The 25,206-nt window shown below is 61.5% G+C and carries 21 protein-coding genes, 1 tRNA gene and 2 pseudogenes; 15 read left to right on the forward strand and 9 right to left on the reverse strand.

Annotated elements, in window-relative coordinates; genetic code table 11:
• Positions 1–76: 76 nt before the first annotated feature.
• Positions 77–1,174, forward strand: coding sequence for a glycosyltransferase family 2 protein (locus RCO31_RS32645; protein WP_308972557.1), 1,098 nt, complete (start codon positions 77–79; stop codon positions 1,172–1,174).
• Between the two features lie 29 nt (positions 1,175–1,203).
• Here RCO31_RS32645 and RCO31_RS32650 read toward each other — a convergent pair whose 3' ends face one another.
• Entirely contained in the window at positions 1,204–2,316 is a 1,113-nt protein-coding gene (locus RCO31_RS32650; protein WP_308972558.1) for a hypothetical protein, read from the reverse strand.
• A gap of 173 nt (positions 2,317–2,489) precedes the next feature.
• Here RCO31_RS32650 and RCO31_RS32655 point away from each other — a divergent pair.
• Positions 2,490–2,566, forward strand: a tRNA-Arg gene (locus RCO31_RS32655).
• A 53-nt stretch (positions 2,567–2,619) separates the two neighbouring features.
• Here the strand turns inward: RCO31_RS32655 and RCO31_RS32660 are convergent.
• Positions 2,620–4,176, reverse strand: a complete 1,557-nt coding sequence (locus tag RCO31_RS32660) for a long-chain fatty acid--CoA ligase (RefSeq protein ID WP_308972559.1) — start codon at positions 4,174–4,176, stop codon at positions 2,620–2,622.
• 19 nt (positions 4,177–4,195) lie between these two features.
• Positions 4,196–4,864 (reverse strand): TetR/AcrR family transcriptional regulator, encoded by a 669-nt coding sequence (locus tag RCO31_RS32665; protein WP_308972560.1) that lies wholly within the window; start codon positions 4,862–4,864, stop codon positions 4,196–4,198.
• Positions 4,865–4,947: 83 nt separating this feature from the next.
• Here RCO31_RS32665 and RCO31_RS34820 point away from each other — a divergent pair.
• The 11 genes and pseudogenes from RCO31_RS34820 to RCO31_RS32715 form a co-directional block, all read left to right on the forward strand.
• Positions 4,948–5,066 (forward strand): annotated as a pseudogene (locus RCO31_RS34820) (lipid-transfer protein); the annotation flags it as partial.
• A 242-nt stretch (positions 5,067–5,308) separates the two neighbouring features.
• Positions 5,309–6,292, forward strand: coding sequence for a tripartite tricarboxylate transporter substrate binding protein (locus RCO31_RS32670; RefSeq protein WP_308972561.1), 984 nt, complete (start codon positions 5,309–5,311; stop codon positions 6,290–6,292).
• 157 nt (positions 6,293–6,449) lie between these two features.
• On the forward strand, positions 6,450–7,502 hold the full coding sequence (locus RCO31_RS32675; RefSeq protein ID WP_308972562.1) for a hydroxyacid dehydrogenase: 1,053 nt from the start codon (positions 6,450–6,452) through the stop codon (positions 7,500–7,502).
• A gap of 131 nt (positions 7,503–7,633) precedes the next feature.
• Entirely contained in the window at positions 7,634–8,302 is a 669-nt protein-coding gene (locus RCO31_RS32680; protein ID WP_308972577.1) for a Crp/Fnr family transcriptional regulator, read from the forward strand.
• Between the two features lie 192 nt (positions 8,303–8,494).
• Positions 8,495–10,465, forward strand: a complete 1,971-nt coding sequence (locus tag RCO31_RS32685) for an AMP-binding protein (protein WP_308972563.1) — start codon at positions 8,495–8,497, stop codon at positions 10,463–10,465.
• Positions 10,462–11,247 carry an ABC transporter ATP-binding protein gene (locus tag RCO31_RS32690; protein WP_308972564.1) on the forward strand — a complete coding sequence of 262 codons (786 nt, stop codon included), beginning with the start codon at positions 10,462–10,464 and terminating at the stop codon, positions 11,245–11,247. Before RCO31_RS32685 ends, RCO31_RS32690 begins: the two co-directional genes overlap by 4 nt.
• Before the next feature lie 28 nt (positions 11,248–11,275).
• Positions 11,276–12,205: a branched-chain amino acid ABC transporter permease gene (locus RCO31_RS32695; protein ID WP_308972565.1), complete on the forward strand. Its 930-nt coding sequence runs from the start codon at positions 11,276–11,278 to the stop codon at positions 12,203–12,205.
• A 109-nt stretch (positions 12,206–12,314) separates the two neighbouring features.
• Positions 12,315–13,442 (forward strand): branched-chain amino acid ABC transporter permease, encoded by a 1,128-nt coding sequence (locus tag RCO31_RS32700; RefSeq protein WP_308972566.1) that lies wholly within the window; start codon positions 12,315–12,317, stop codon positions 13,440–13,442.
• A gap of 112 nt (positions 13,443–13,554) precedes the next feature.
• The gene (locus tag RCO31_RS32705) at positions 13,555–14,877 is read left to right on the forward strand and encodes an ABC transporter substrate-binding protein (protein WP_308972567.1); all 1,323 of its coding nucleotides are present in this window, start codon (positions 13,555–13,557) and stop codon (positions 14,875–14,877) included.
• Between the two features lie 80 nt (positions 14,878–14,957).
• A complete protein-coding gene (locus tag RCO31_RS32710; protein ID WP_374991568.1) occupies positions 14,958–15,788 on the forward strand; it encodes an ABC transporter ATP-binding protein in 831 nt (276 codons plus the stop codon).
• A 169-nt stretch (positions 15,789–15,957) separates the two neighbouring features.
• Complete coding sequence (locus RCO31_RS32715) at positions 15,958–17,196, forward strand: AMP-binding protein (protein ID WP_308972569.1); 1,239 nt, start codon at positions 15,958–15,960, stop codon at positions 17,194–17,196.
• Between the two features lie 62 nt (positions 17,197–17,258).
• Here RCO31_RS32715 and RCO31_RS32720 read toward each other — a convergent pair whose 3' ends face one another.
• From RCO31_RS32720 to RCO31_RS32745, 6 genes and pseudogenes are all read right to left on the reverse strand, one after another.
• Positions 17,259–17,804: a carboxymuconolactone decarboxylase family protein gene (locus tag RCO31_RS32720; RefSeq protein WP_308972570.1), complete on the reverse strand. Its 546-nt coding sequence runs from the start codon at positions 17,802–17,804 to the stop codon at positions 17,259–17,261.
• Positions 17,805–17,839: 35 nt separating this feature from the next.
• A complete protein-coding gene (locus RCO31_RS32725) occupies positions 17,840–18,457 on the reverse strand; it encodes a nitroreductase family protein (protein ID WP_308972578.1) in 618 nt (205 codons plus the stop codon).
• A 205-nt stretch (positions 18,458–18,662) separates the two neighbouring features.
• Positions 18,663–19,580, reverse strand: coding sequence for an NADP-dependent oxidoreductase (locus RCO31_RS32730; protein WP_308972571.1), 918 nt, complete (start codon positions 19,578–19,580; stop codon positions 18,663–18,665).
• Positions 19,581–19,894: 314 nt separating this feature from the next.
• Positions 19,895–20,737 (reverse strand): helix-turn-helix transcriptional regulator, encoded by an 843-nt coding sequence (locus RCO31_RS32735; RefSeq protein WP_308972572.1) that lies wholly within the window; start codon positions 20,735–20,737, stop codon positions 19,895–19,897.
• Between the two features lie 719 nt (positions 20,738–21,456).
• Positions 21,457–22,925, reverse strand: a pseudogene (locus RCO31_RS32740) (DUF1254 domain-containing protein).
• Between the two features lie 364 nt (positions 22,926–23,289).
• A complete protein-coding gene (locus RCO31_RS32745) occupies positions 23,290–23,889 on the reverse strand; it encodes a MarR family transcriptional regulator (RefSeq protein ID WP_308972573.1) in 600 nt (199 codons plus the stop codon).
• Between the two features lie 141 nt (positions 23,890–24,030).
• On the opposite strand from RCO31_RS32745, the gene RCO31_RS32750 reads away from it, so the two are divergent.
• Both RCO31_RS32750 and RCO31_RS32755 read left to right on the forward strand, forming a co-directional pair.
• Positions 24,031–24,549, forward strand: a complete 519-nt coding sequence (locus RCO31_RS32750) for a flavin reductase family protein (RefSeq protein ID WP_308972574.1) — start codon at positions 24,031–24,033, stop codon at positions 24,547–24,549.
• Positions 24,550–24,569: 20 nt separating this feature from the next.
• Positions 24,570–25,206: 4-hydroxyphenylacetate 3-hydroxylase N-terminal domain-containing protein (locus tag RCO31_RS32755; RefSeq protein ID WP_308972575.1), on the forward strand; the 637-nt coding region annotated here is incomplete at its 3' end.

A 25,206-nucleotide genomic window follows, 5' to 3' on the forward strand; every position in this document is an offset into this window, starting at 1 on the left:
TGGCTGTACTGGCCTCGGCGGGCGACCTCTGTTATCCGGCACTCCGACGACTTCGCCCGGAATCCAAGGAAGCCCTTTGAACAGCGTGGATTCGACGCCGCAGCTTTCGATTGTCGTGCCGACCTTCAATGAGCGGGAGAATGTCTCCGTTCTGCTTGAACGGCTGGGCACGGTGCTCGCGGAGGAGGCGTGGGAGGTCATCTTCGTCGATGACAACTCGCCGGACGAGACATGGGCCGTGTTGCGAGCGCTTGCGCTGAAGGACCCCAGGGTTCGCTGTCTGCGGCGCATCGGGCGGCGCGGATTGTCGGGCGCCTGCATCGAGGGCATGCTGATCTCGAGTTCCCCCTTCGTCGCCGTCATGGACGCCGACCTGCAGCACGATGAAGCCAGGCTGCCGGACATGCTGAATGCGTTGCGCAGCGGTCGCGCCGATCTCGTGATCGGCAGCCGCTACATCGATGGCGGCAGCGTCGACAGCTTCAGCCGCCGCCGGCTCGGTTTCAGTCGGTTGGCAACGATGCTCGCGAAGGCGCTCCTGAGCATCAAGGTGACCGATCCGATGAGCGGCTTCTTCATGATGCGACGCCAGGCGTTCGAGGACATTGCGCCGAAGTTGTCGGTCCAGGGCTTCAAGATCCTGCTGGACATTATCGTCTCGGGACGCAACCGGCTGCGCGTCGTAGAGCTGCCTTACGAATTTCGTTCGCGCATGCTGGGCGACAGCAAGCTCGATTCGCTTGTCGCGCTGGATTTCATTGGCCTTTTGCTGTCGAAGCTGACCGGCGATCTGATCTCGCTTCGTTTTCTGCTCTTCGCGCTGGTCGGATCGATCGGCCTGGTCACGCATTTCGCGACCCTGTATTTCGCGCTGTACACCGGCCTGGACTTTCCGGCCTCGCAATCAATTGCTTCCGTGGTCGCAATGACCGGAAACTTCATTCTCAATAACCTTTTGACCTACCGCGATCAAAGGCTGCGTGGCTGGGCGTTCATCCGCGGATTGCTGTTGTTCTACGGCGTCTGCGGGATTGGACTGATTGCCAATGTGGGCATCGCCTCGTCGGTCTTCGCGCAGCGTTCGGTCTGGTGGCTTGCGGGCGCAGCCGGTGCGCTGGTCGGCGTGATGTGGAACTATGCCATGTCCAGTTTTCTCGTCTGGCGGCGACGCTGACGGTCGCATGCCTGTTCGTCGGCATCGAATCAGAACGGCTTGGTCGTTCCGACGCGCGGAATGATGCTGACAATCCAGCCAAGTCGCTGGGCAGTCTGATCATCGCCGGCAAAGGCAGGAACCTCGCGCGCCGGGAGCGCCTTCACCGCGAACAGGATCAAGATCATGCACGTTGCCCAGTCCGATATGAATCGTGCGTAGTCGAATACGACGCCGAGCATGATCAGGTAACCAAGGCCGACGAGCACGATGGCTGTGTAGACGAGCTGCTGATGCACCGGCTCGCGCAGGCCGCGGATCGTCCGGTTGAAATAGCTGATCAACGGCAGATGCAGCGCGATCAGCGCTGCGTAAATCGGAAACCGCAGCGCATTGGCCGGCATCACGATCCACGTGTCGGCAATCTCCTCGGCCAGGGTGCGGTAGTACATGTACGAGGTCAGTTTGATGTCCGGATGGGCCATTCGCGAACGCAGGTAAGCGTCGAACTCCTGCAGCGAGACCGGCGCCGCCCCCCAGAACTGGGCGGCTAAGAAGGCGAGGCCGAGACCGGCCAGAAAGGCGCTCGCCAGAACGAAATCCGCGACGCTCAAAGCGCGGTTGAGATGGTGGCGCAGCGCGACGATCACGATGATCGTCGGCACATACATCAGCATATGAATGTGATGGATGGCGATCAGAACGATCGATCCGGCGCCCGCTGCAATCACATACCATCTGGAGCGTGCGGGAACGAGCAACAGGCCGATCGCCAGCAGGCAGCCGTAAATATCAAAGTAGCCGAGCGTCTGAATGAAGTTCTTCAGGAAGAACGGCGAGCCCGCGGTGAAAACCAGCAACGGCAGGTTCTCGTCCTTGAAGCCGAAGGTGCGGTCGAACAGCTTGAGGAAAAGCAGAAGCGTCGCGAGCCAGACGAGGCCGCCGAGAACGTAGGGCGCCCATAACGGCAGAACGGGGAACACAAGACCGACGATTGCGCCGACCAGGGCACGCCTGATGAATCCGAAATGATAGTCGGCAAGATGCTGGGTGTACTGCGCCGCAGGAATGGTCAGCGTGACCTTATAGACGAACAGCAGCGTCATCACGGCGACGTTGAGTGCAAGCATGCGCCGCCAGGCCGTACGTGCCGATGATTGCATGGAATGTGGAGCCTTGCGATTCGAAGGCTGCCATCATGCCAGTCGTGGAAGGCAAATGTATGCAAATATAGTCGCCGGGCCGGAATCTACTGCTCCGGACACGTTGAATCTCTCCGAAAATCGCGGGCCGATGGATGGAAAAATCGGCCGGGCGTGCTAAATCGTCCCGGTGCGGTCCCGTAGCTCAGCCGGATAGAGCGGCGGTTTCCTAAACCGTAGGTCGGATGTTCGAGTCATCCCGGGATCGCCAGCCTTCGGCCAGGAGGACGAACACCGCGACGTCCCGACCAACGTTGCCGGGACTCAGCTCACCAGCCGCTCCCGGTTTTCCCAGAACGGCCTGCGCAGTTCGCGTTTGAGAATCTTGCCGGCTCCGGAGAGCGGCAACGGGCTCTCGCTGATGTCGACGCTGCGCGGGCATTTGTATCCGGCGATCAGCGTCTTGCAGAATTCGATCAGTTCGGCGGCCGAGACCTGCGCGCCGCTTCTCGGGACGACGACGGCATGAACCTGTTCGCCCCATTGCTCGTTCGGAATTCCGATCACGGCGCACTGCGCGACCGCGGGATGCTGTGCAATCGCGTTCTCGACTTCGACCGAATAGATATTCTCGCCGCCGGAAATGATCATGTCCTTGACCCGGTCGACGACGTAGATGAACCCATCCTCATCCATATAGCCGCCGTCGCCGGTGTGCATCCAGCCGTCGACAACGGCTTTCGCGGTCTCTTCGGGGCGCTCCCAATAGCCGATCATGACGTTGTCCCCGCGCGCCACGATCTCGCCGACCGTGCCATAGGGCACCGGCCGGTCGTCCGGATCGACGATACGGACCTCGCAGCCGAGCGTGGCTCGGCCGGCGCCTCGATGCCGGCCCTTGTCGCGTCCCTCGCCGATGTGCTCGTTCCAGTGCAGCAGCGTCGCAATCGGCGACAATTCGGTCATGCCGTAGGCCTGTGTGAATCGCGCATTCGGAAGCGCCGCCATGGCCCGGCGAAGCACGGCGTCGCTGATCGGCGACGCGCCATAGGTTACATTCTTCAGTGACGACATATCGTAGGAGCCGAGCGCGGGATGATCGACCAGCATCTGGATCATCGTCGGAACCAGAAGCACGTCGGTAACGCGCTCGGCCTGTACCGCGGCCATCACGCTCTCCGGCGCGAACGCTTGGATGACGACGTTGGAGCCGCCGCTGAGCAAGAGAGAATACATGGCTGCGCCGTTGGCGAGGTGAAACATTGGTGCGGCATGGAGATACGTCGCCGAAGCCTGAAAAAGGCCTTCGCCAAGCGCATTCAACGCATTGGCCATCAAGTTGCCGTGGCTCAGCATCACTCCTTTGGAGCGGCCGGTGGTGCCGCCGGTGTAGAAGATGCCCGCGAGATCGGCGCTGGTGCGCATCGCGTCCGGTATCGGCTCGCTTCGCGCCAACAGCGCCTCATAGCCCTCCATTCCGGCCGGGACGTCGCCGTCATCGGCATAGACGAGTTTCAGACCGGCAGCGGTCGCCGCCAGACCCGTGCCTGTCGATGCGAATGCCTTGTCGACAACCAACACCACCGCGCGGCAATCGCGCAGGGCATCCTCGTTTTCGAGCGGGCTCCATCTGATATTGAGTGGAACGATCACCGCGCCCGCCCACGCGGTCGCTAGGTAGAGCTCGAGATAGCGGTCGGAATTGAGCGAGAGCACGGCGACGCGCTCACCGGGATTTGCCCCGAGCGCACGAAGGCCGGCCGCCAGTCGCGAGACCCGTTCTCCGACCTCGCGCCAGTTCCGCCGCCTGTCGCCAAACACAGCGGCAAGGCCGTTGGGGTTGATCTGCAGAGCGCGACGCAATCCTTGCGTGGTGTTCATCGTTTCCCCTCCTGATCATTTACCTTTTTCGACGGATTGAGGCCGTCTTCTTCGTCGGTCGTGCCGCCAGCCCCTCAGTGAGCCGGTCCGTGAACTCATCTGCGATGGCTGCAGGTGGCATCGCCCCGTCGCGCTGAAACCAATGACCGATCCAGTTCAGTGAACCGGCAATGGCGAATGCGGTCAGCTTGGGATCGCACGGTTTGATCGATCCGTCCTTGATGCCGTCGGCGATATACTTCCGAAACGTCCGGTCGATGCTTTTCTTGCCGGCGCGCACGATCGCCCGGTTCTCTTCGGACAGGTCGCGCGGATCGAATCGCACCAGGCTGGCGCCATAGTCGTCCGCCATGTTTTCAGCATAGGCGCGCACCAGTTGCCGCAACTTGACGAGGCCGCTGCCGCCGCGGGCGTTGATCTCGGCGATGAAGCCGTCGACCCGCTCCTGCCCGAGAGCCCAGCACTCGAACAGGATCTCTTCCTTGCTGCGGAAGTAATTGTAAAGCGCGGGCTTGGTGATGTTCAGCCGTTCAGCGACCGCGTTCAACGTGGCGCGATGATAGCCCTGTTCGAGAAACAACTGGACCGCGGTCCGCAGCACGGCGTCGCGCTTCTCGTCGCGGGCGCGGCGGCGACTTTCGAACGGCAACCAGGGAGAGGAATCGGAAGAGGGAGGCCGCGCATCCATCGTTTCCGCCTGTCTCGATTAACTCACGCACGTAAATTACCCGCAGGAAAGATAAAGTCCATCAGGTAATTTATGATGAGATGATGTCGCCTCGAGCCAATGTTGCCGGTGTCGGCATGATCCCGTTCGTCAAGCCAGGCACCAGTGCGCTGTATCACGTGATGGGTCTGAGGCAGCAAGGCTGGCGCTTGCCGATGCCGGAGGTCGCGAACCGAGAGCGCGCCGGCTCTCGGCTTGAGGCAGGCCGCGCGAGTATGAGTGCTGAAGCGTCAGGCTGACACGACGAACGGGGCTGCAAAGCTCCCGAACCGAATAGCCGGTGATGAAATACGCTCGCCGCGCACTCTCAAGCTGCTATACTGCAACCATAAGAAGACGGACAGCGACTGGGACCCAGGTTCCGGATCGCCGCAATGACTTGTTGGCTCATCCGCGGGAGGAAACATGACCACAAGACGCACCTTCACGAAGGCAGTTGCGCTGAGCCCTCTCGTGCTCTCCAGTTTTCCCGGCGCGTTTGCGCAGGGCAAATATCCCACCAAACAAATCCAGATGGTCGTCGGCTTCCCGCCCGGTCAGTCGTCCGACATCGGCGCGCGGTTGATCGCCAAGCAGATGAGTGACGTCCTGAAGCAAACGGTTTTCGTCGAGAACAAGCCGGGCGCCGCCACCATCATCGGGCATCAGTACCTGAAGGCGGCCGCGCCCGACGGCTATACGATCGGCTACTCCTCGACCGGGCCGCTGGCGATCAACCCGACGCTTTACAAGAAGCTGCCCTACGATCCGCAAGCCGATTTCGAGCCGATCATCCTGCTTAACTTCAGCCCCATGTTCCTCGTCACCCATAAGAACATGCCGGTGAACACCTACAAGGAGGCGATCGCCTACATCAAGGCGAATCCGGGCAAGGTCGAATATGGATCCGGCGGCAGCGGCCTGACGGTGCACATCACGACGGAGCTGTTGAAGAAGGAGGCGGGCGTCGACATGCTGCACGTCCCTTACAAGGGTGCAGCACCGATGATTACCGACCTGATCGCGGGTCGCGTGCAGTTCGCATTCGAGGTTGCCTCGGCCATCCTGCCGTTCGCGCAGTCTGGCGAGGTGAAGCTGCTCGGGGTCGCAAGCCTCACGCGCTCGCCCGCCGCGCCGCAGGTTCCGACGCTGCATGAGCAAGGGCTGACCGGCTTCGAATCGAGCACCTGGGGTGTTCTGCTTGCGCCGAAGGGAACGCCTAAGGACATCATCAATGTCCTCAACGAGGCGGCTAATCTCGGCCTCAAGACGAAGGAGTCCATGGACCACTATGCGAAGAACGGCGCCGAGGTGAAGGGCGGTACGCCCGAGGAGTGTGGCGCCTTCATGAAGCGCGAGCGCGAGAAGTGGGCGCCGGTGATCCTGGCGTCCGGCGCGCAGGTCGACTGAAGCGCCTCTCGATCGTCATTTTTCGCGAGCATCGTTTCTGCGATCGCCCGTGACGTTCCGCGTCACGGGCGATTTGCTTGCGCCCGCCGCGCTTGATAGCAGTGGTGTGACGGCACGAGAATGTGCGCTGGCGAGGCGAGGAACGGACAACACGAAGATGACTGCAGGCAAGAAGAACCTCTTTTACGTGAAGTACCTGGCCGACGAAGCGATCTACAAGAAAATCGTGAGCGACGAGGGGTCGATCGCGTTGACGCGGCTGGAGAACGACAGTCCCGCGCCCGTGGCGGGTCCGGTGCTCGCGGCAGCACACGCCTATCAGGTCGGCGCGTCGCGCGACGAGCTCGCGCCACACTTCCACGTCACCAAGGAATTGCTCGCACAATGTCCGAAGCTGCTGGTCGTCTCCAGCAACGGTGCAGGTTACGACACGGTCGATGTGGGCGCCTGCACCGAAGCCGGCGTGCTGGTGGTCAATCAGGCGGGCGGCAATGCGCAGTCGGTGGCTGAACACGCCCTCGGCATGATGCTGTCGCTGTCGAAGCGCATCGTTGAAGTGGACAAAGCGCTGCGTCGCGAGGGGCCGTTCGACCGCGTGGCGTTCAAGGGCGGGGAAGTGTTCGGAAAGACGGTGGGCATCATCGGCATCGGCCATGTCGGAAGCCGGCTCGCGGCCATGTGCAAGAGCGCGCTCGGCATGACCGTGCTCGCCTATGATCCGTATGTCGGCGACAACGAGATCGCCGCACGCGGTGCGAAGAAGGTCGAGCTGGACCAGCTTCTCAAGGCGTCGGACTTCGTGTCGATCAACTGCCCGCTGACGGCGGAATCCCGCAGCATGATAGGCGAAGCGCAATTCGCCATGATGAAACCGACGGCCATGTTCGTCACCACGGCGCGCGGCTCGATCCACGACGAGAAGGCGCTCGAGGAGGCACTGCGCGCGAAAAAGATCGCCGGCGCCGGTCTCGACGTCTGGGAGAAAGAGCCCCCGCCCTCCGATCATCCGTTGATGGCGTTCGACAACGTGTTCGTCAGCCCGCACACCGCAGGCGTCACCCATGATGCGCGCTGCAACATGGCAAAGATTGCCGCTGAGCAGGTGATCGCGGCGCTCGCCGGTGAACGTCCGCCGCGCGTCGTCAACCCCGACGTGTGGCCGGCCTATGCCAGGCGCTTCGCCAAGGAGTTCGGCCGCGCGCCGGGCTAGGCGACGCGGCGAGGCAATCTTCAGCTTGCGTTTGCCGCCCGGCCCACGGCAGATAGGCCGGCTGCCTTCCGGCTCGTCTTGGCAGCTTGTCTCGGTGGCTCGTCTTGGCAGCTCGTCTTGGGCACGAAAGCGTGATTGCTGCGGAACAGTTTCGGCGCATTGCATTCTGGTCGATCGAACTGACCGAACCGGAGTTCGAGCGGGCGCGCCGGGGCACGATCGAGCGGGCGTTTCGGCAAGGCTCCTACATCTGCCATCGCGGCGACCGGCTCGATACGTGGATCGGGGTGGTCGAAGGCCTGCTGAAACTTGGAACCATCTCCGAGACCGGCAAGGACGTGACGCTTGCCGGCCTGCGCGCGGGTGGCTGGTTCGGAGAAGGCAGCGTCCTGAAGGATGAGCCGCGGCAATATGACCTTGCGGTCCTCCGGGATACGCGCCTCGCCATGATGAATCGGGCGACCTTTCTTTGGCTGTTTGAGAACAGCGTCGGCTTCAACCGGTTTCTGGTCCGCCAGCTCAACGAACGGTTGGGGCAGTTCATCGCCCTCGTCGAATACGACCGCACGCTGAACGCGACCGCGCGCCTGGCGCGAAGCATCGCCTGGTTGTTTAACCCGGTGCTCTATCCGCAAGGGGACAACTATCTGGAGATCAGCCAGGAAGAGATCGGATTGCTGTCCGGTATTTCGCGGCCGGCAGCGAACGAGGCGCTAAAGGCGCTGGAGGCGCGGGGCCTGATCAAGCTCGAGCGGATGGGGATCGCAATCCAGGACCTGTCCGGCCTGCTTCGCCAGTAAAGGCGCCTGCCGGTCGTCTCCTTTTCTACCCAACCAACCCTCCTTTCGTCTGTCAAGCGGGACCTTGTTGGATCCCCGCTCCAATGCAATCTTATAGGTCATATGCGGAATCTGCGGGGCTCGGCTGCCGCGACCGCTTCCAAAGCGCGAGCCAACGCGCGGGTCTGTTCGGGCAGGAAATGGGAGAAGGGCATGTCCGCTGGCGGATCGTTGGATACGTTCCCCAAGCTGCTGCGTCGCAACGCTCTGCAGTTCGCCGATCATGCTGCGATCCGGCACAAGGACCTCGGCATCTGGCAGACATGGACCTGGGCTCAGGTGCTGGACATCGTGCGCGCCTACGCGATCGGGCTGCAACGCCTTGGACTGAAGCAGGGCGATACCATCGCTATCGTCGGCGCCAATCGGCCGAAGCTGTACTGGACGGTGATGGCTGCGCAGACGCTGCGCGCGATACCGGTGCCGGTCTACTCGGATGCCGTGGCCGATGAACTGTCGTACGTCCTCGGCCACGCCGATGTGGCATTCGTCGCGGCGCAGGACCAGGAGCAGGTGGACAAGGTCCTGTCGGTCCTCGATCGCGTGCCGCACTTGCAGAAGATCGTCTATGACGAAACCCGAGGCCTGCGCGATTACGACCACGGCCTTTTGATGAAGATTGACGACGTTATCGCCGACGGACGCGCGGCGATCGCAGCCAGTAGCGCGCTCGCGGCCGAGCTCGATGCCTTGATCGACAGTGGTGAAGGCTCCGACACGTCGATCATTCTCTACACATCCGGCACGACCGGCACGTCGAAAGGCGTCATGCTTTCCGCCAAGGGCTGCATCGATGCGGCGACCGACACTGCAACCTTCGACAAGCTCACCGAAAAGGATGTGGCGCTTGCCTATCTGCCGCTCGCGTGGGTGGGCGATCACTATTTGAACTATGCGCAGGGGCTTGCGGCAGGCTTCTGCATGGCGTGTCCGGAAGGACCGGAAACGGTCGAGCAGGACTTGCGGGAAATCGGGCCGACCTTCTACTTCGCGCCGCCGCGTGTGTTCGAAACCATGCTCACACGGCTGATGATCCGCATGGAAGACGCGGCGGCGTTCAAGCGCCGCATGTTCCACTATTTCCTGAAGGTCGCCCGCAAGCATGGCGAGGCGATTCTCACCGGCAAGCCGGTGCCGCTTTCAGGTCGGCTTCTTTATGCGATCGGCCGGGTGTTGGTTTACGAACCGTTGAAGAACGTGCTCGGCCTCTCGCGCGTGCGGGTGGCCTACACAGCGGGTGAAGCGATCGGTCCCGACCTGTTCGTGTTCTATCGCTCGATCGGGTTGAACCTGAAGCAGCTTTACGGACAGACCGAAGCGTTCCTCTATGTCACGTGTCAGCCCGATGGTGAAATCTTCGCCGATACGGTCGGGCCGCCGGCGCCGAACGTGCAGATCCGCATCGCCGAGTCGGGCGAAGTGCAGTTCAAATCGCCGGGCATGTTTGTGCAGTACTTCAAGGACCACGCTAAGACCGTGGAGGCCATGACGTCGGACGGATACGTGAAGACTGGCGACGCTGGTTTCTTCGACGAGAAGACCGGGCATCTGAAGATCATCGACCGGGCCAAGGATGTCGGTCGGTTGAAGGACGGCACGATGTTCGCGCCGAAATATCTCGAGAACCGGCTGAAGTTCTTTCCCAATATCAAGGAAGCCGTGACGTTCGGCGACCAGCGCGACTTCGCCTGCGCAATGATCAATATCGATCTTACAGCCGTAGGCAACTGGGCGGAGCGCAACAACATCGCCTACGGCTCCTACCAGGACCTGGCCGCGCATCCTTTGGTCTACGACATGGTGGCCCGTGACATCTCCGAGATGAACAGGTCGCTCGTACAGGAGAAGGTGATGGCCGGCGCACAGGTCCGGCGTTTCCTGATCCTGCACAAGGAGCTCGATGCCGATGACGGCGAGCTGACGCGGACGCAGAAGGTTCGTCGCGGGTTCGTTGCCGAGCGCTATGCAGCGCTGCTGGCTGCCTTCTACAGCGGCGCCAGTGAAGCGGACATTTCTACCGAGGTCACCTTCGAGGACGGACGCAAGGGACGAATGTCCGCGCGTCTGAAGATTGCCGATCTGCCAACGACCCATGTGCCAGCCGATCTGGAGAAGGCAGCATGAGGTCGCCGGAGGTCAACGACGTCATGCTCCGCGTCGAGCGCGTTTCGCTGGCCTTTGGCGGTGTGAAGGCACTGACGGACGTGTCGTTCGACATCCGCAAGGGCGAGATCAGGGCGATCATCGGCCCGAACGGCGCCGGCAAGACGTCGATGCTGAATGTCATCAACGGCTTCTACCATCCGAACCGGGGCTCGATCACCTTCAAGGGCAAGTCGCGCCCGCGCATGCGGCCCTACGAAGCCGCACGCGGCGGCATCGCCCGCACCTTCCAGAACGTCGCCCTGTTCAAGGGGATGAGCGCGTTGGACAACATCATGGCCGGGCGGACCCTCAAGATGCGCTATGGACTGCTCTGGCAGGCGCTGCGCGTCGGCCCCGCCCGCACCGAGGAGATCGAACACCGCCAGCGCGTCGAGGAGATCATCGACTTTCTCGAAATCGAAGCGATCCGCAAGGTGCCGGTCGCGCGCCTGCCTTACGGCCTGCAGAAACGTGTCGAACTCGGTCGGGCGCTGGCGATGGAACCGGATCTGCTGCTGCTCGACGAGCCGATGGCCGGCATGAATCTCGAGGAAAAGGAGGACATGTCGCGCTTCATCGTCGAGGTCAACGACTACTACGGTACGACGATCGCGCTGATCGAGCACGACATGGCCGTGGTGATGGACCTGTCCAATCGCGTTGTGGTGCTGGACCACGGCGTCAAGATCGCCGACGGCACGCCCGACGAGGTGAAGACCAATCAGGCGGTGATCGATGCCTACCTCGGAGTAGCGCATTGATGGGTGAGGAGAGCGATAGGAGCGTTGCTTGATTGCGTTCGGACAATTCCTCGAGATCCTGATCGGCGGCCTTTTGTCGGGCGTGCTGTATTCGCTGGTTGCGCTCGGCTTCGTGCTGATCTTCAAAGCGTCCGGCGTCTTCAATTTCGCCCAGGGCGCCATGGTGCTGCTCGCCGGTCTCGCGTTGGTCCGCACACTTGATTTCCTGGTCGCAAGAGGCCTGCCATTCTGGGCGGCCGTGATCCTGGGGGTGGTTTTCGCCGCGGCCGTCATGGCGATCGCAGCCTTCGTCATCGAGCGTTACGTGCTCGGGCCGCTCGTCAATCAGGACGGGCTCACGCTTTTCATGTCGACCATCGGCATTACCTTCGTTCTTGAAGGTGCTTCGCAAATGATCTTCGGCGCGGACAATTACCCGCTGCGGCTGTTTCCGACCGACGCATGGTTCTTGTTCGAGAACCAGTTTCCCGGCGGCATTCTCGTCAGCAAGCTCGACGTCTGGGGCGGACTGATTGCCGGCGTTCTCGTGACCGCCCTTGCCATTTTCTTCCAGCGCACCAAGACCGGACGTGCCCTGCGTGCCGTCGCTGACGATCATACGGCGGCGCAGTCGGTCGGCATCCCGATCTCCTGGATCTGGTTCGTGGTCTGGCTGGTGGCCGGTCTCGTGGCGCTGGTGGCGGCGACGGTCTGGGGCACCAAGCTCGGCGTCCAGTTCTCCATCACCTTTCTCGCGCTGAAGGCGCTGCCGGTGCTGATCATCGGCGGCTTCACCTCCGTGCCTGGCGCGATCATCGGCGGCTTGATCATCGGCGCGGGCGAGAAGCTCGCCGAGGTCTATCTCGGTCCTTCGATCGGCGGCGGCATCGAATACTGGTTCGGCTTCGTGCTGGCGCTGGCAGTGCTGATGGTGCGGCCGCAGGGGCTGTTCGGTGAACGGATCATCGAGCGAATCTGAGAGTGGCGGATGGCGAATAGGGAGTGGCGAATAGTGAAAGCGGTGCCGATTCAGAATCCATTCACTGTTCGCCGTTCGCTGTTCACCTCTTCAATGTGAGAAGCACGGAATGCTTTACCGCGAAGCAGGCCAGTTCAAGACGACCTATGCGCAGGATATGGCGATGTTTCCGATCCGTCAGGATCGCATCGCATTCATTCTGCTGCTTGCGCTCGCTTTCCTCGTCGTGCCGCTGCTGGCTAAGCTCCAGATCTGGCCGTTCGGTGGCGAGTATCTCCTGCGCGCGATCCTGATACCGTTCCTGATCCTGTCGCTGGCTGCGATCGGCGTGAACATCCTGGTCGGGTATTGCGGGCAGATCTCGCTTGGCAGCGGCGCGTTCATGGCGGTGGGCGCTTACAGCGCGTACAAGTTCGGCACCGGCATCAACATTCCGCTGGCGTGGCTCGGTACGGCGATTGTCATTCCACCCTTGCCGGTGCTGCCGTCGATCCTGCTCGGCGGCCTGATGGCCGCATTCGCGGGCGTGCTGTTCGGCGTACCAAGCCTGCGGATCAAGGGTCTTTATCTGGCCGTCGCAACCCTGGCGGCCCAGTTCTTCTTCGATTGGGTTTTTCTGCGCGTGCCGTGGTTCACCAACTATTCGTCCTCCGGCTCGGTGAACGCGCCGGCGCTGAACTTCTTCGGCCTGACGATGAATTCGCCGATCGAACGCTACTTCATATGCCTCAGCTTCGTGACGGTCTTCGCGCTGCTCGCCAAGAATCTGGTGCGCGGAAATATCGGTCGGCAATGGATGGCGATCCGCGACATGGATATCGCCGCGGAGCTGATGGGCATTCGTCCGCTCTATGCAAAACTGACCGCCTTCGCGGTGTCGTCCTTCATCGTCGGCGTCGCAGGCGCGCTCTGGGCTTTCGTCTATCTCGGATCGTGGGAGCCGCTGGCCTTCTCCATCGACCGCTCGTTTCAGCTGCTTTTCATGGTGATCATCGGCGGGCTCGGATCGATCCTCGGCGCGTTCCTCGGCGCTGCCTTCATCCTCGTGCTGCCAATCTTGCTCGATCAGGTGCCGCACGCGCTGGGCATTCCGATCTCGGTCGAAACCGTGTCGCTCTTGGTCTTCATCATCACCGGCTCGCTGATCTGTTACCTTCTGATCGTCGAGCCGCACGGATTTGCAAGACTTTGGTCTACGGCCAAGGAGAAGTTGAGGCTCTGGCCTTACCCCTATTGACGGAATAGGTTTAAGCCAACGGCCAACCCGCAACGTGAGCGGCAGGTGGCCGAAATAAACGACAAGGCTCGCGAGGAGGCGACCGGCGGTACCGCTGGAAAGGGAGGAAGCAATGCTTCGAACATTTTTCTTGATGGCAACGGCGGCGATCGGCGCGTCGGTGGCGGTCGCGCCTGCTCTGGCGCAGCAGAACGAGCAGTACGTTCCCGCGCTCGTCTACCGCACTGGTCCGTATGCACCGAACGGCATTCCGTTCGCCAACGGCGTAATGGATTACTGGAATCTGATCAATGAGCGCGACGGCGGCATCAATGGTGTCAAGCTCGCGCCGGAGGAATGCGAAACCGGCTACGCGACCGACAAGGGTGTCGAGTGCTACGAGCGCATGAAGAGCAAGGGGGCGACAGGTGCTGCGTATTTCTCGCCGCTCTCCACCGGCATTACCTTCGCGCTGACCGAGAAGGTGCCGGCCGACAAGATTCCGCTGCTGACCATGGGTTATGGCCGCTCCGAAAGCCGTAACGGTGCGGTCTTCCCCTGGAATTTCATCGCCGCCGGCAGCTATTGGACCGCGGCCGATGTCGCGATCCAGCACATCGCCAAGGAGCTTGGCGGGGCCGACAAGCTGAAGGGCAAGAAGATCAGCCTCGTCTATCACGACAGTCCCTACGGCAAGGAGCCGATACCTGCGCTCGAAGCCCGTGCCAAGCAGGACGGATTCACGTTCAAGGCGATCCCGGTGACCCATCCGGGCGTCGAGCAGAAGTCACAGTGGCTGTCGATCCGGCAGGACCGTCCCGACTATGTGCTGCTGTGGGGATGGGGCGTGATGAACCCGACGTCGATCTCCGAAGCTGCGGCGGTGGGTTTCCCGCGCGACAAGATCATTGGCGTGTGGTGGGCCGGCGCGGAGCCGGATGTCGTTCCGGGCGGCGCACAGTCGGCCGGGTACAAGGCGCTCATGCTGCAACACGGCGCCGGCAAATATCAGGTGCACGCCGATATCGAGAAGCACCTGATCTCGAAAGGCAAGGCGCAAGTGAAGGCCGAGGAGGCCGGTCATGTGCTGTACAATCGCGGTCTTCTGAACTCCATGATCGGTGTCGAAGCGATCCGCACGGCGCAGAAGAAGTTCGGCAACAAGCCGCTCACCGGCGAACAGATCCGCTGGGGTTTTGAGAATCTCGATCTCACCGCGGCGCGGATCAAGGAACTTGGCTTCGAAGGCATGATCAAGCCGATGAAGTTTTCCTGCGAGGATCATCAAGGCGCGGACGAAGCCCGCGTTCATCAGTGGGACGGCAAGGAGTGGAAGATCATCTCCGACTACTACACCGCCGACCGGAAGATTCTCGATCCGATGGTGAAGGACGCGTCGGCCAAGTATGGCGCGGAGAAGAAGATCGACGCGCGCGACTGCTCGAAAGAAAGCTGATCGCGATAATGGTATCGGGAGGGCGCGATGCTCTCCCGATCCTTTAACCAAGCTCGAGCCCGGAGAGCCGTGTGTCGAACGTGAGTGCTGCGACGTCGCCAGGATCGGCTGCGCCATTTCTCTCGATCAACAACATCGAGGTCGTCTACAGCCATGTGATTCTGGTCCTGAAAGGCGTGTCGCTGAATGTGCCGGCAGGCGGCATTGTTGCGCTGCTCGGCGCCAACGGCGCCGGAAAGACGACGACGCTGAAGGCCGTCTCGAACCTGCTGCATGCCGAGCGCGGGGAGGTAACCAAGGGATCGATCGTGTTCGATGGCACCGAGGTGCAGTCGCTGTCACCAAACGAGGTGGTGCGGCGCGGTTGTATCCAGGTGATGGAGGGGCGGCGCTGTTTTGCCCACCTGACCGTCGAGGAAAACCTGCTGACCGGTGCTTTCACCCGGCGCGACGGCAAGGCCGCGGTCGCGGCAGACCTTGAACGCGTCTACGCGTATTTTCCCCGCTTGAAGGAGCGGCGCGGCTCGACCGCGGGCTACACCTCCGGCGGCGAGCAGCAGATGTGTGCAATTGGCCGGGCGTTGATGTCGCAGCCACGCATGATCCTGCTCGATGAACCTTCGATGGGTCTCGCGCCGCAGATCGTGGAGGAGATCTTCGAGATCGTGCGCGACCTCAATCAGAAGGAAAAGGTATCGTTTCTGCTCGCCGAGCAGAACACCAATATGGCGCTGAAGTACGCAAGCCATGGCTACATCCTCGAAAACGGACGGGTGGTGATGGACGGCGAAGCCGGCGCGCTGGCGTCGAACGAAGACGTCAAGGAGTTCTACCTCGGTATTGCCGGCGATAAGCGGAAGTCGTTTCGCGATGTGAAGCATTACAAGCGCCGCAAGCGCTGGTTGGCGTAAGATGCCGAGGTAAATTTTCTCGTCATTGCGAGGAGCGAAGCGACGAAGCAATCCAGAAAGGCCGAGTCCGTCACTGGATTGCTTCGCCGTAGGCGAGCGAAGCGACGCCGTTCTTCGAACGGCTATGGCTCGCAATGACGCATCGATGGCTGCCGGGAGACGTTGCGTCATGACTGCCTCATTTTTCGACGAGCTGGAAACGCGTGATCCGCAAGTGCGTGCACGTACGATGGCCGAGAAGCTGCCGGCCGCCATTGCCAATGCAAACAAGGCACCCGGCTGGTCGGCGCATCTTGCAGCCTTCGATCCGGCGCAGGTCACCTCGCTTGAGGCGTTGGCGAACCTGCCGCTGCTGCGCAAGGCCGACCTCGTCGCCTTGCAAAAGGCCTCGCCACCTTTCGGCGGCTTCAATACGATTGCGGCAGGGCAGGCCAAGCGGATCCTGATGTCGCCGGGGCCGATTTTCGAGTTCGAAAGCAAGGAGGCGGATGGCTACGGTGCGGGACGCGCCGTATTCGCCGCTGGCATTCGCGGCGGCGATATCGCCATCAACTGCTTTTCCTATCACTTGACGCCGGGAGCTTATGCCCTCGAATCGGGATTGAAAGCAGTGGGCTGCGCGGTGATCCCGGGTGGCGTCGGCAACACCGAGCAGCAGGTCGACGCGATTGCGCATGTGAGGCCACAGGCCTACGCAGGCACACCGGATTTCCTGAAGGTGCTGCTCGATCATGCCGCCAAGAGCGGCAAGGATGTCTCATCGATCAAGCGCGGTCTCGTGTCGGGTGCGGCGTTGCCGCCCTCGCTGCGTGCGGAACTGTCGTCGCGAGGCGTCGATGTCCTGCAATGCTATGCGATCGCCGAGGTCGGCGTCATTGCCTACGAATCAACGGCGCGCGAGGGGCTGATCGTCAACGAGCACCTGCTGGTCGAGATCGTCCAGCCGGGCACCGGCGATCCGGTCCCGGCCGGCGAGGTAGGAGAGGTCGTCGTCACGTCGTTCAATCCGGCCTATCCGATGATCCGGCTTGCAACCGGCGACCTGTCCGCGGTGCTGCCGGGCCTTTCGCCGTGCGGGCGCACCAACATGCGGATCAAGGGCTGGATGGGTCGTGCCGACCAGACCACCAAGATCAAGGGCATGTTCGTGCACCCGACGCAGGTGGCGGAAATTGCAAAGCGGCACACGCAACTTGGCCGCGTCCGGCTGGTTGTGGCGCGTGCCAATGAGCAGGATCAGATGACGCTTCACGCCGAATGTGCATCGCCGTCACCATCGCTTGCCGACGAGGCGGCTGCATCGCTGCAGGCGGTGACAAAGATGCGTGGCGCGGTGAAGCTGGTTGCGCCGGGCAGCCTGCCGAACGACGGGAAGCTGATTTCCGACGAGCGGCCGCTAGATCGGTGAGAAGTATCTGAAGGGTCGTTGGCGCACCGTCTCAGGTGATGCTCGATGCGACCGGATAGAGTTCAGACAGAGCCAGCCGGTGTAACGGCGGGAAAGTCCTTCTCGGGATCGAACACGTTATTGAAGAATTTCGTCAGGGAATACATGGCCACCAGCGCGACGATCTCCATGACGTTCGCATCCGTGTAGCCGGCATCGCGGACGTTTTTCAGATCGGCGTCACTGACGCTGCCACGGGTCTCGATGACTTTGCGCGCAAACTGGATGGCGGCGTCTCGCTTCGGGTCGCTGGCATGGCCCTTCCGAGCGAGAATGATCTCATCGGTCGACAGCTTGGCCATGTGCTCGGCCGTAAAGCTGTGAACCGTCAGGCAGTAGTTGCAGCCATTCACTTCGGAGACAGTGAGGCCGATGCTGTCACGCGTTCTCACGTCGAGCGCCTTGCTCAAGGAGCCGAGCAGGGCGGCCCATGAGTTGAACGCGATCGGGCTCTGCGCGAAGGTCGCCATCATATTTGGGGTGAACCCGATGTTTTTGGTGAACGTATCGAGGGTCGGTTTCGAATCGGTTGGCACCTGCTCCGGTTTTAGAGCTGCAGTTCTCGGCATCGTGTCCTCTGCAAGTTATTGGTTTTACGAAAGAATTATATGAGATCCAGCACATCGGCCACCGGACGGCGCGGCTTCTGCGCCCAGTTTCCCGGACGCTCCGCCCCTACGGACAACAGCATGACCGGCACTTCGTTTTCGGCCAGTCCGAACTCGCGGGCCACCGCTTCGGCGTCGAAACCGATCATCGGCGTCGAACCCAGACCCAGCGAGCGGGCTGCATAGATCATCGTCGTCGCGCCGAAGGTGCCGGTGCGTACTGCCTCGTCGCGCTGGCGCTGCGGATACTTCATGTACAGATCGCGTGCGGGGATTTCCCATTCCGGCACCATCTTTGGCGGCATGATGCCCGCTTCCACCAGCGGTGCCAGGCGTCCTGGTATTACGCTGGAATCGGCCAACTGGCCGCAGACGATGAAGGTAACGGCTGCTTCGGTGATCGCGGGCTGATCCCAAGCAATCGGTCGCAACCGAGCCTTGGCTTCAGGCGTGCGTACGGCGATGAAGCGCCAGTTTTGCAAGTGGAAGGACGTCGGCGCGGTGGTGCCGATTCGCACCAGCTCACGGATCTGGTCGTCACTCAGGGTGGCGGCAGGGTCGTAGTACTTGGTGGCGCTGCGGCTCAGGATACATTCGATGACAGCGTTGGTCATGGTCATTCCGTTGGTCGTGGTTAGGCCTATGGGTGAAGGGATAGGTTGAGGTACGAGAGTGTTTTCGCTCTCTTTCCTGGAAATGCTGCAGGGATGGGCCGGCGTTCGACATCTCTTGCCGGGGGCCGTGATTTCCCAGGCCGCTCCCCGGCGCGTCTGATAGGACGCAGCCGGTCGGCCGCGTGCATCGAAAGGTGCGTGTCGCTCACGGACGAACGCGGATGATCGTCTTTCCCGGGCGTCGCTCGGTCGGGTTGAAGGCCGAGACGGCCTCGTCGAGGGGCGCGATGTTGCCGATGTTCGTCCGCAGTCGTCCGTCTCGCACCCGCTGGACGACCTCACTCAGTTGGGCGCGATCGGACTCGACAACGAAGTCGACAGCCAGTCCGTCGACAGGCCGCGCCTCGGACGGTCCGACGATGGACACCAGTGTTCCTCCGGCTCGAATCTGGCCCGCGGACCGCTGCCCGATGTCGCCGCCGATGACATCGAACACCAGATCGACTCCGCCGACGTCTTCCAGGGCGTCGTTATCGAGGTCGACAAACTCGTGCGCACCGAAGTCGAGTGCGTTCTGGCGATCGGCGGCGCGTCCGGTGCCGATGACGTGAGCGCCGGCCAATCGTGCCAGTTGCGTCACCATCGACCCGACTGCGCCCGCCGCGCCGTGCGCGAGGACGCTCTGGCCCGCCTGAAGGCGGCCGTGCTCGAACAGTCCCTGCCACGCAGTCAGGCCCGAAATCGGCAGGCTCGCGCCCACCGCGAAGTCGACGTCGCCCGGCAGCGGCGCGAGGTTGCGCGCCTCGACCGCCGCGTACTCGGCCAGGGTGCCGTCGCGAGTCCAGTCCGTAAGGCCGAACACGCGCTGTCCCACTGACAGCCCCGTCGTGCCATAGCCGAGGGTGGTAACCACTCCGGCCAGCTCGTGCCCGGGGATCGACGGTGTCCGGTCGCGGCCGAGGCGATCAGTCCAGGTCGACGGCCACGCCAACTCAGTCCCGACGAATCCCGACGCATAAACCTGAACGACGACGTCGTTTATTGCTGCCTGCGGCTCGGGCCGTTCCGCCAGCTTCATCCCGGCCGTTCCCGCAGCCTGGTCCGTCACAACGATTGCCTTCATCGCCCACCTGCCTGTGTGTGGTACATCGTCATCTTCCGAATTCCTCTGACGCGCGAAAATGGGGAGGCGAAACTCGATGGGTCCAATGACCTTTGGTCATTGAATCGACGCCATCGACGCGACGCGCAAAATCAACGGTGCGGTACAAACATCTGCCCCGCACGTCGAAAGGGAGCGTTATCCTGGAGCGACGTTGCCACTAGTGCGGGCGCGATGAAACCCGCGACGGGTGTGCTTGGACGAACGGACACGCATTCCGGAATCCGGGGCGGGCCAGCGCCAAGGATCAGTGCGCCAGGCGTGCGCGAATCTGGCTAAGGACGGGAAAAATCATCCTCGCCTTTCTTCGCGCTCTGCCGGTACTCGCTAGGATCAACGTTGTAGGCTTTGCGGAATGCGCGCACGAAGCTCGAGCGGCTCTCATATCCCGCGTTATGAGCCACCACATCGACGGGCGTCGTCGTCGTCGTCAGATCGAGCGCGGCTTGGCGCATCCTGAGGTCGCGAAGGATGGCCATGGGCGAGCGACCAAAGATTTCGGAGAAGCGGGCCATGAAGGTCGAACGGCTCAAGCTTGCGCTGTAGGCAAGACTCTGGACCGTGTGGGCAGCACCAGGGCGGGCGACCATGCCGGCGAACGCGCGCGTGATCTGGCGGTCGGCAAGGATGGAGAAACGGTCCGTCCAGCTCTGCGATGATTTCAGCGAACGCCGCGCCAATGCAATGATGACTTGTTTCAAAAGTGAGGCCGTCATCGCTCCCATGCCGACTTCTTGCGACAAGAGCTCATCCATGGCCTCGCGGAGCTTGCCATCAATCTTGTCCGACGGTTCGAATTGCTCGACGACTGGTTCGCGCAGGTCGCGAAACAGACCAACCGACTGGCCGAAGGACGCGTTGAAGAAGCCGCAAATTTGCACGACCTCGGGCTTTTCGTTCGGAACAGCGACGCGCAAGACTCCTTCCTCGTCGCGCTTCCAACAATCGCGGTTGATCAGACGAGTAGCACCATCGCCGCCGTCGACCTCGATCGAAAAGGGCGTATTCGGGGGAACGATGATGAGCAGGTGCGGCATCAACTGCATGTTCGGGCCGCGGTTTATCGATATCCGTCCAGAACCCTTGAGGTTGTAGTGGATCGCGGGCGCATCGATCATTCCCATCTCGACCCGGTGACCGCGCGGAACGAGGATCTCTGTCAACGCCACGACGTCGATCTCAAGCGCCCGCATGAGGTTGTTGAGGTCGGCGGTGGAGAGCTTCGAGGCAGAGACGGCGATCATTGAATCGGTCCGCTCACCCTGTCCGCTTCCGACCCGCGATTTAGCCGTGTTTTGCATAGCAACCTGCTTACAAGGTCAACCCGTGAATCTGCTAGTGTCCCGAATCCGAAGTTCGCCATACTTGCAGCGAGCTCAGAGCGAACTTCGGATTCGGGACACTAGCAAGCCTATGATTCTAGTGTCGTTTATGGATCAGAAATTCGCACGATGGACTCGCGGCAACGACGGTGCGAATTTCTGATCCACGACACTAGACGAATCATGCCTTTATTCTTGAACTGGATCTTAGGGCACGCTGAAGGGACTTTCCGCAGCGGCCGTCCGGTTAGATATATATAGGTAGATCTGTAAGCGGGAGGGCGTGCTACCCCGTTGAAATATTCCATGAACGACTGTTGGCGCCGGCGTGTACGATGGGCTTCGCATGAAACTCTGTGCGGGGACACGACGCTCACCCAACCTCTCGAGAGTTGGCGCACCACGATCGATGAAGATGGGCACTATTGCTTTGCCGTGGCGTTATGATGGCCAGCTGCGTCGTCAGCAGCTGGCGCAAGGTGCAACGGTTAGCGCAGTCGAAGCGTATCCTCGCCTCACTGCGCGCTCAGGCCCAGCGTCGATTGAGCGCGCGTCACCGGCGGATTCCACCGGCCGGTCAGCGCATCGGATTTCGGCCCGTAAAGACGCATCGTCAGGTTGAAGGGGCCTTTCGGTGCCGGAAGCCAATTGGCTTCCTTGTCCTTGCCTGGACTGTCGTTCTGGAAATACAGCGTCAGCGATCCATCCGGATCGTATTTGAACGGCATCCAGCTCGAGACTGCGAAGCGGTTGAGGCTGTTGGGCACCTGGAAGCCGTCGGAGTCGTAGAGCGTGATCGACCAGAACGCATTGACCGGCGGCGCGGCACCCTTGTCGAAACTGATGGTGTACTTGTTGGCACCATCGAGCGGCCGGCCCGCTTCGTCGCCGAGATTGAGAGGATAGATCGCGTCCTCCGGCAAATTCGCGCCGAGACCTTGCTGCGCGATGATGGCGCATTTCAGGTAATAGTTTCCGTACACGCCCATCGTATCGGTATTCATCGACCAGTGGTTCGCGACGCGGGCGAGCGTCTGCAACTTCCATTCCATCAGCTTTTGCGCGGCGGCCGGTGCAGCTTCGAGGGCGTTCTTCACCGTGGGGGCGACTTTGGTGATGTCGAAGCTCTTGCCGCGTTCGATCCCGATCTTCCTCATTTGCGCGACAATAGGCTCGTCGGTGACGTGCGGCGGGTGCAGCTTCATAAGCTCCGCGGCATAGGCGAAATATTTGTCGGCTGGCATGGTGTCGGCTTGAACTTTTGGTGGCGTCTTCATGTCCACGCTCGGATCGATTTTGACCTCGACGGGCTTCGGCGTCTTGCCCCATTCGGAGAGCGGCGTGACCTTGTAGCCGGCCTGGATCTTGTGGACCGCAGGATAATCCGGAGGGCCGTCCGTCTTGGTGCGGCCAATGACCCAGACATAGGGCGTGGGAGCGTCGATGCGCTGCGTGTCCTTCGGGAGCCTCAATTCTTCGACGAGCTTTTCGCGCTGATCAGGCCGCCAGCCGGGCGGAGCAACCAGGAAATTACCTGCCTTGGTTCCCGTTGTGCGCCAGCCCGGGGACGCGAAGACATCCGTCCACATGTCGAGCATCGGCAGGAGGTAAAAGCGTCCGTTCGTGTCCGGGGCGGAGACGATCAGCGGTTCCTTGGTGAGATCGAGCCACGCAACGGAATAGAGCGTGTCGAAGTTGACCCGCACGACCACTTTCAAATCACCGGGGGAAATGCCGGGACATTCACGAACATATTCATCGGACCTTTGGCCAGTTCTTTTCCCGGTTCGATGTTCGTCGACTGCTTGCGCGTGATGTCCATTGAGATGAGCGGGTAGAAGTAGACGTAAGCGCTGGTGGCGATCGCATTGGCCTCGTCGGCGGTGATGTCTTGTGCATTCGAGAAGCCTGGTTGCGACGCTGTTGCGATGCCGACAGCAACGCCCAGCAACGCATGTTTCGTGATCCGATATAGAGACGTCATGGTATTCTCCACAAATCGGGTTTCCACTGAGCGCTATTACTCGAACGGAATAATCTTGCTCCAGTCGCGGTGCTAACGAGCCGGTTGAGGGAGGCTTGAACTGACTGGATTTCGTATCCACTGCGAATTCGTACGCCAAGAGTATCTCGTACGCCCAAGAGTATGAGGTGCTCGACGGGGCAAACGATATCGCCCTGGGGCAATCGGCCGACATGCGGTCCCGTGTCATGCAGAGACGTTAAAGTGTGCCCGGGAAGGCACCGGGCGACTTTGCGATTCTGCCGAAGCGGAAATTTGCATCAATCAGGGATTACCCTTGAACTTGGCCGCGAGAAGCACCGAAGCGTGTTGAGGCCGTCAGCAGTTATTTGCGAAGCGTCGCACGTCGCTTCTTGCGGGTTTCCGGCGCTGCGGCGCTCCGCTGATCCTCCTGAAACTTGAGCGTCGCCTGAACATGTTCGGCGAGCTTCAGGGCGCTATCGGCGCCGGAAGCAAGGCGAGAGAGAAGCTGGGACAATGCCTTGAACTCCTCGCGGGTCAGCATTCCAAACAACGCATCATTGACCGGACGTTGCAGGGCCGCCAGGCGGATCAACCGGCTGACGCCGTCCTGCGTGAGGGCAAGTTGGACCCGCCGCCCGTCGCCAGGATGAGGGCTCTTCTCGATCAGCCCTTCGGAAACCAGCTTGTTGATCTCGTTGGTGACGAAGGCGCCGCTTAGATACAGTCGTTCGGCGACCTGGTTCACTCCCATCGGTTCTTCCGCCGTGGAGTTCTTGATGGCGATGAGGATCAGATACTGGGTGGTCGAAAGGCCGACAAAACCTGCAAACATTTCGCGGGCAGCGTCCAAGCTGCGGCCGAAGGCGAAATAGTCGTGGAGGAGGCCGCGAAGTGTCCGGTCGCCTTCCTTGTCGAGCAGCTCAGGCTTGGACGCTGTCAAAAGCGCGTCGATCACAGTCATCTCCCAGCGATTCCTCAGGTATTTGCCTAAAGACCATGCAAGCGGCCGCTCAGCAAGCGGACTTGACATTCTCTAATAGCTTTTCCAGAAAGCTTTTGGGAAATATAATTGAGGGACGGGAAGATCGAGGCGGGTGTTTCGATGGACGACCGTGCATTCAGGCGTGCTCTCGGGGAATTCGCGACCGGCGTTGCTGTCGTCACAGCGCGCGGCAAGGGGGGCGAACTTATCGGTGTGACTATGAGTTCGTTCAACTCCGTCTCGCTCGACCCGCCACTCGTTCTTTTCAGCGTCGACCGCAAGGCCCGCAGCCTGCCCGCAATGCTCGAGGCAAAGGGTTTCGCGGTGAATATTCTGGCGCGCGACCAGGAACACGTTTCCAATCAGTTCGCGCGCGCTCTCTCCAACAAATGGGACCAGGTGAAGACCTCGGTCGGCCATGCCGAGGCTCCGCTCATCGCTGGAGCGATGGCACATTTCGAATGTGCGTCCTACGCGAACTATGACGGCGGCGACCATGTCATCTTTGTCGTCCGTGTCGTTCGCCACACCACCCGCAGCGACGCGACCGCGCCCTTGATCTTCTTTCGCGGTCGCTATCGCGATCTCGTCGACGAAACCGAGCGCGAGCCGACCTGGCCGCTTCCCATTCATTACTAGCTTCGAACCGGAGGTCTGCGATGCGTAGTGCAAAGGAATATCTGTCGGGCCTGAAGGACGGCCGGACCATCTACATCAATGGCGCCACGGTCGGGGACGTGACGACGCACCAGGCTTTCCGCAATCTGGCAACCTCCATGGCGGGGCTGTTCGACTTCGCAAGTGCGCCGGAGAACGCGGATCTGATGACGTTCGACACAGGCGGCACGCCCGCCAACCGCATTTGGCAGCTTCCCGGCTCCTACGCCGAACTCGTGAAACGGCGCAAAGCGCTCGAAGCGTGGGCCGCGTTGCATGCGGGTTTCATGGGTCGCGCTCCTGACCATGTCGCGTCGTGCATTTCCGGCCTCTACATGGGGCTCGACGTGTTCAAGGAGTATGATCCGGCCCGCGCCGGTGCGCTCGAGAGCTATTATCGGTATGCGCGTGACAAGGACCTCTACCTCACCTACGTCATCATCAATCCGCAGGCGGATCGTTCGAAGGGGGCGGCGGAGCAGGCGGATCCTTTCCTCACCGCCGGCGTGGTCGATCGCGATGGCGAGGGAATCACGATCCGCGGCGCGAAGATGCTGGCCACCGGCGGCGTCGTGGCCGACGAGGTCTTCGTCACGACGATCCAGCCGATGCGCCCGGGCGAGGAGCGCTATGCGATGT

It is taken from the genome of Bradyrhizobium sp. LHD-71 (assembly GCF_031157255.1).
Classification (GTDB): domain Bacteria; phylum Pseudomonadota; class Alphaproteobacteria; order Rhizobiales; family Xanthobacteraceae; genus P52-10.

Coding starts and splice junctions, on each gene's coding strand:
- RCO31_RS32685 (WP_308972563.1), top strand. CDS start 8,495: ATGTCCGCTGGCGGATCGTTGGATACGTTCCCCAAGCTGCTGCGTCGC.
- RCO31_RS32725 (WP_308972578.1), bottom strand. CDS start 18,457: ATGACCAACGCTGTCATCGAATGTATCCTGAGCCGCAGCGCCACCAAG.
- RCO31_RS32730 (WP_308972571.1), bottom strand. CDS start 19,580: ATGAAGGCAATCGTTGTGACGGACCAGGCTGCGGGAACGGCCGGGATG.
- RCO31_RS32660 (WP_308972559.1), bottom strand. CDS start 4,176: ATGAACACCACGCAAGGATTGCGTCGCGCTCTGCAGATCAACCCCAAC.
- RCO31_RS32650 (WP_308972558.1), bottom strand. CDS start 2,316: ATGCAATCATCGGCACGTACGGCCTGGCGGCGCATGCTTGCACTCAAC.
- RCO31_RS32720 (WP_308972570.1), bottom strand. CDS start 17,804: ATGCCGAGAACTGCAGCTCTAAAACCGGAGCAGGTGCCAACCGATTCG.
- RCO31_RS32750 (WP_308972574.1), top strand. CDS start 24,031: ATGGACGACCGTGCATTCAGGCGTGCTCTCGGGGAATTCGCGACCGGC.
- RCO31_RS32665 (WP_308972560.1), bottom strand. CDS start 4,864: ATGGATGCGCGGCCTCCCTCTTCCGATTCCTCTCCCTGGTTGCCGTTC.
- RCO31_RS32715 (WP_308972569.1), top strand. CDS start 15,958: ATGACTGCCTCATTTTTCGACGAGCTGGAAACGCGTGATCCGCAAGTG.
- RCO31_RS32670 (WP_308972561.1), top strand. CDS start 5,309: ATGACCACAAGACGCACCTTCACGAAGGCAGTTGCGCTGAGCCCTCTC.
- RCO31_RS32690 (WP_308972564.1), top strand. CDS start 10,462: ATGAGGTCGCCGGAGGTCAACGACGTCATGCTCCGCGTCGAGCGCGTT.
- RCO31_RS32675 (WP_308972562.1), top strand. CDS start 6,450: ATGACTGCAGGCAAGAAGAACCTCTTTTACGTGAAGTACCTGGCCGAC.
- RCO31_RS32735 (WP_308972572.1), bottom strand. CDS start 20,737: ATGATCGATGCGCCCGCGATCCACTACAACCTCAAGGGTTCTGGACGG.
- RCO31_RS32745 (WP_308972573.1), bottom strand. CDS start 23,889: ATGACTGTGATCGACGCGCTTTTGACAGCGTCCAAGCCTGAGCTGCTC.
- RCO31_RS32700 (WP_308972566.1), top strand. CDS start 12,315: ATGCTTTACCGCGAAGCAGGCCAGTTCAAGACGACCTATGCGCAGGAT.
- RCO31_RS32705 (WP_308972567.1), top strand. CDS start 13,555: ATGCTTCGAACATTTTTCTTGATGGCAACGGCGGCGATCGGCGCGTCG.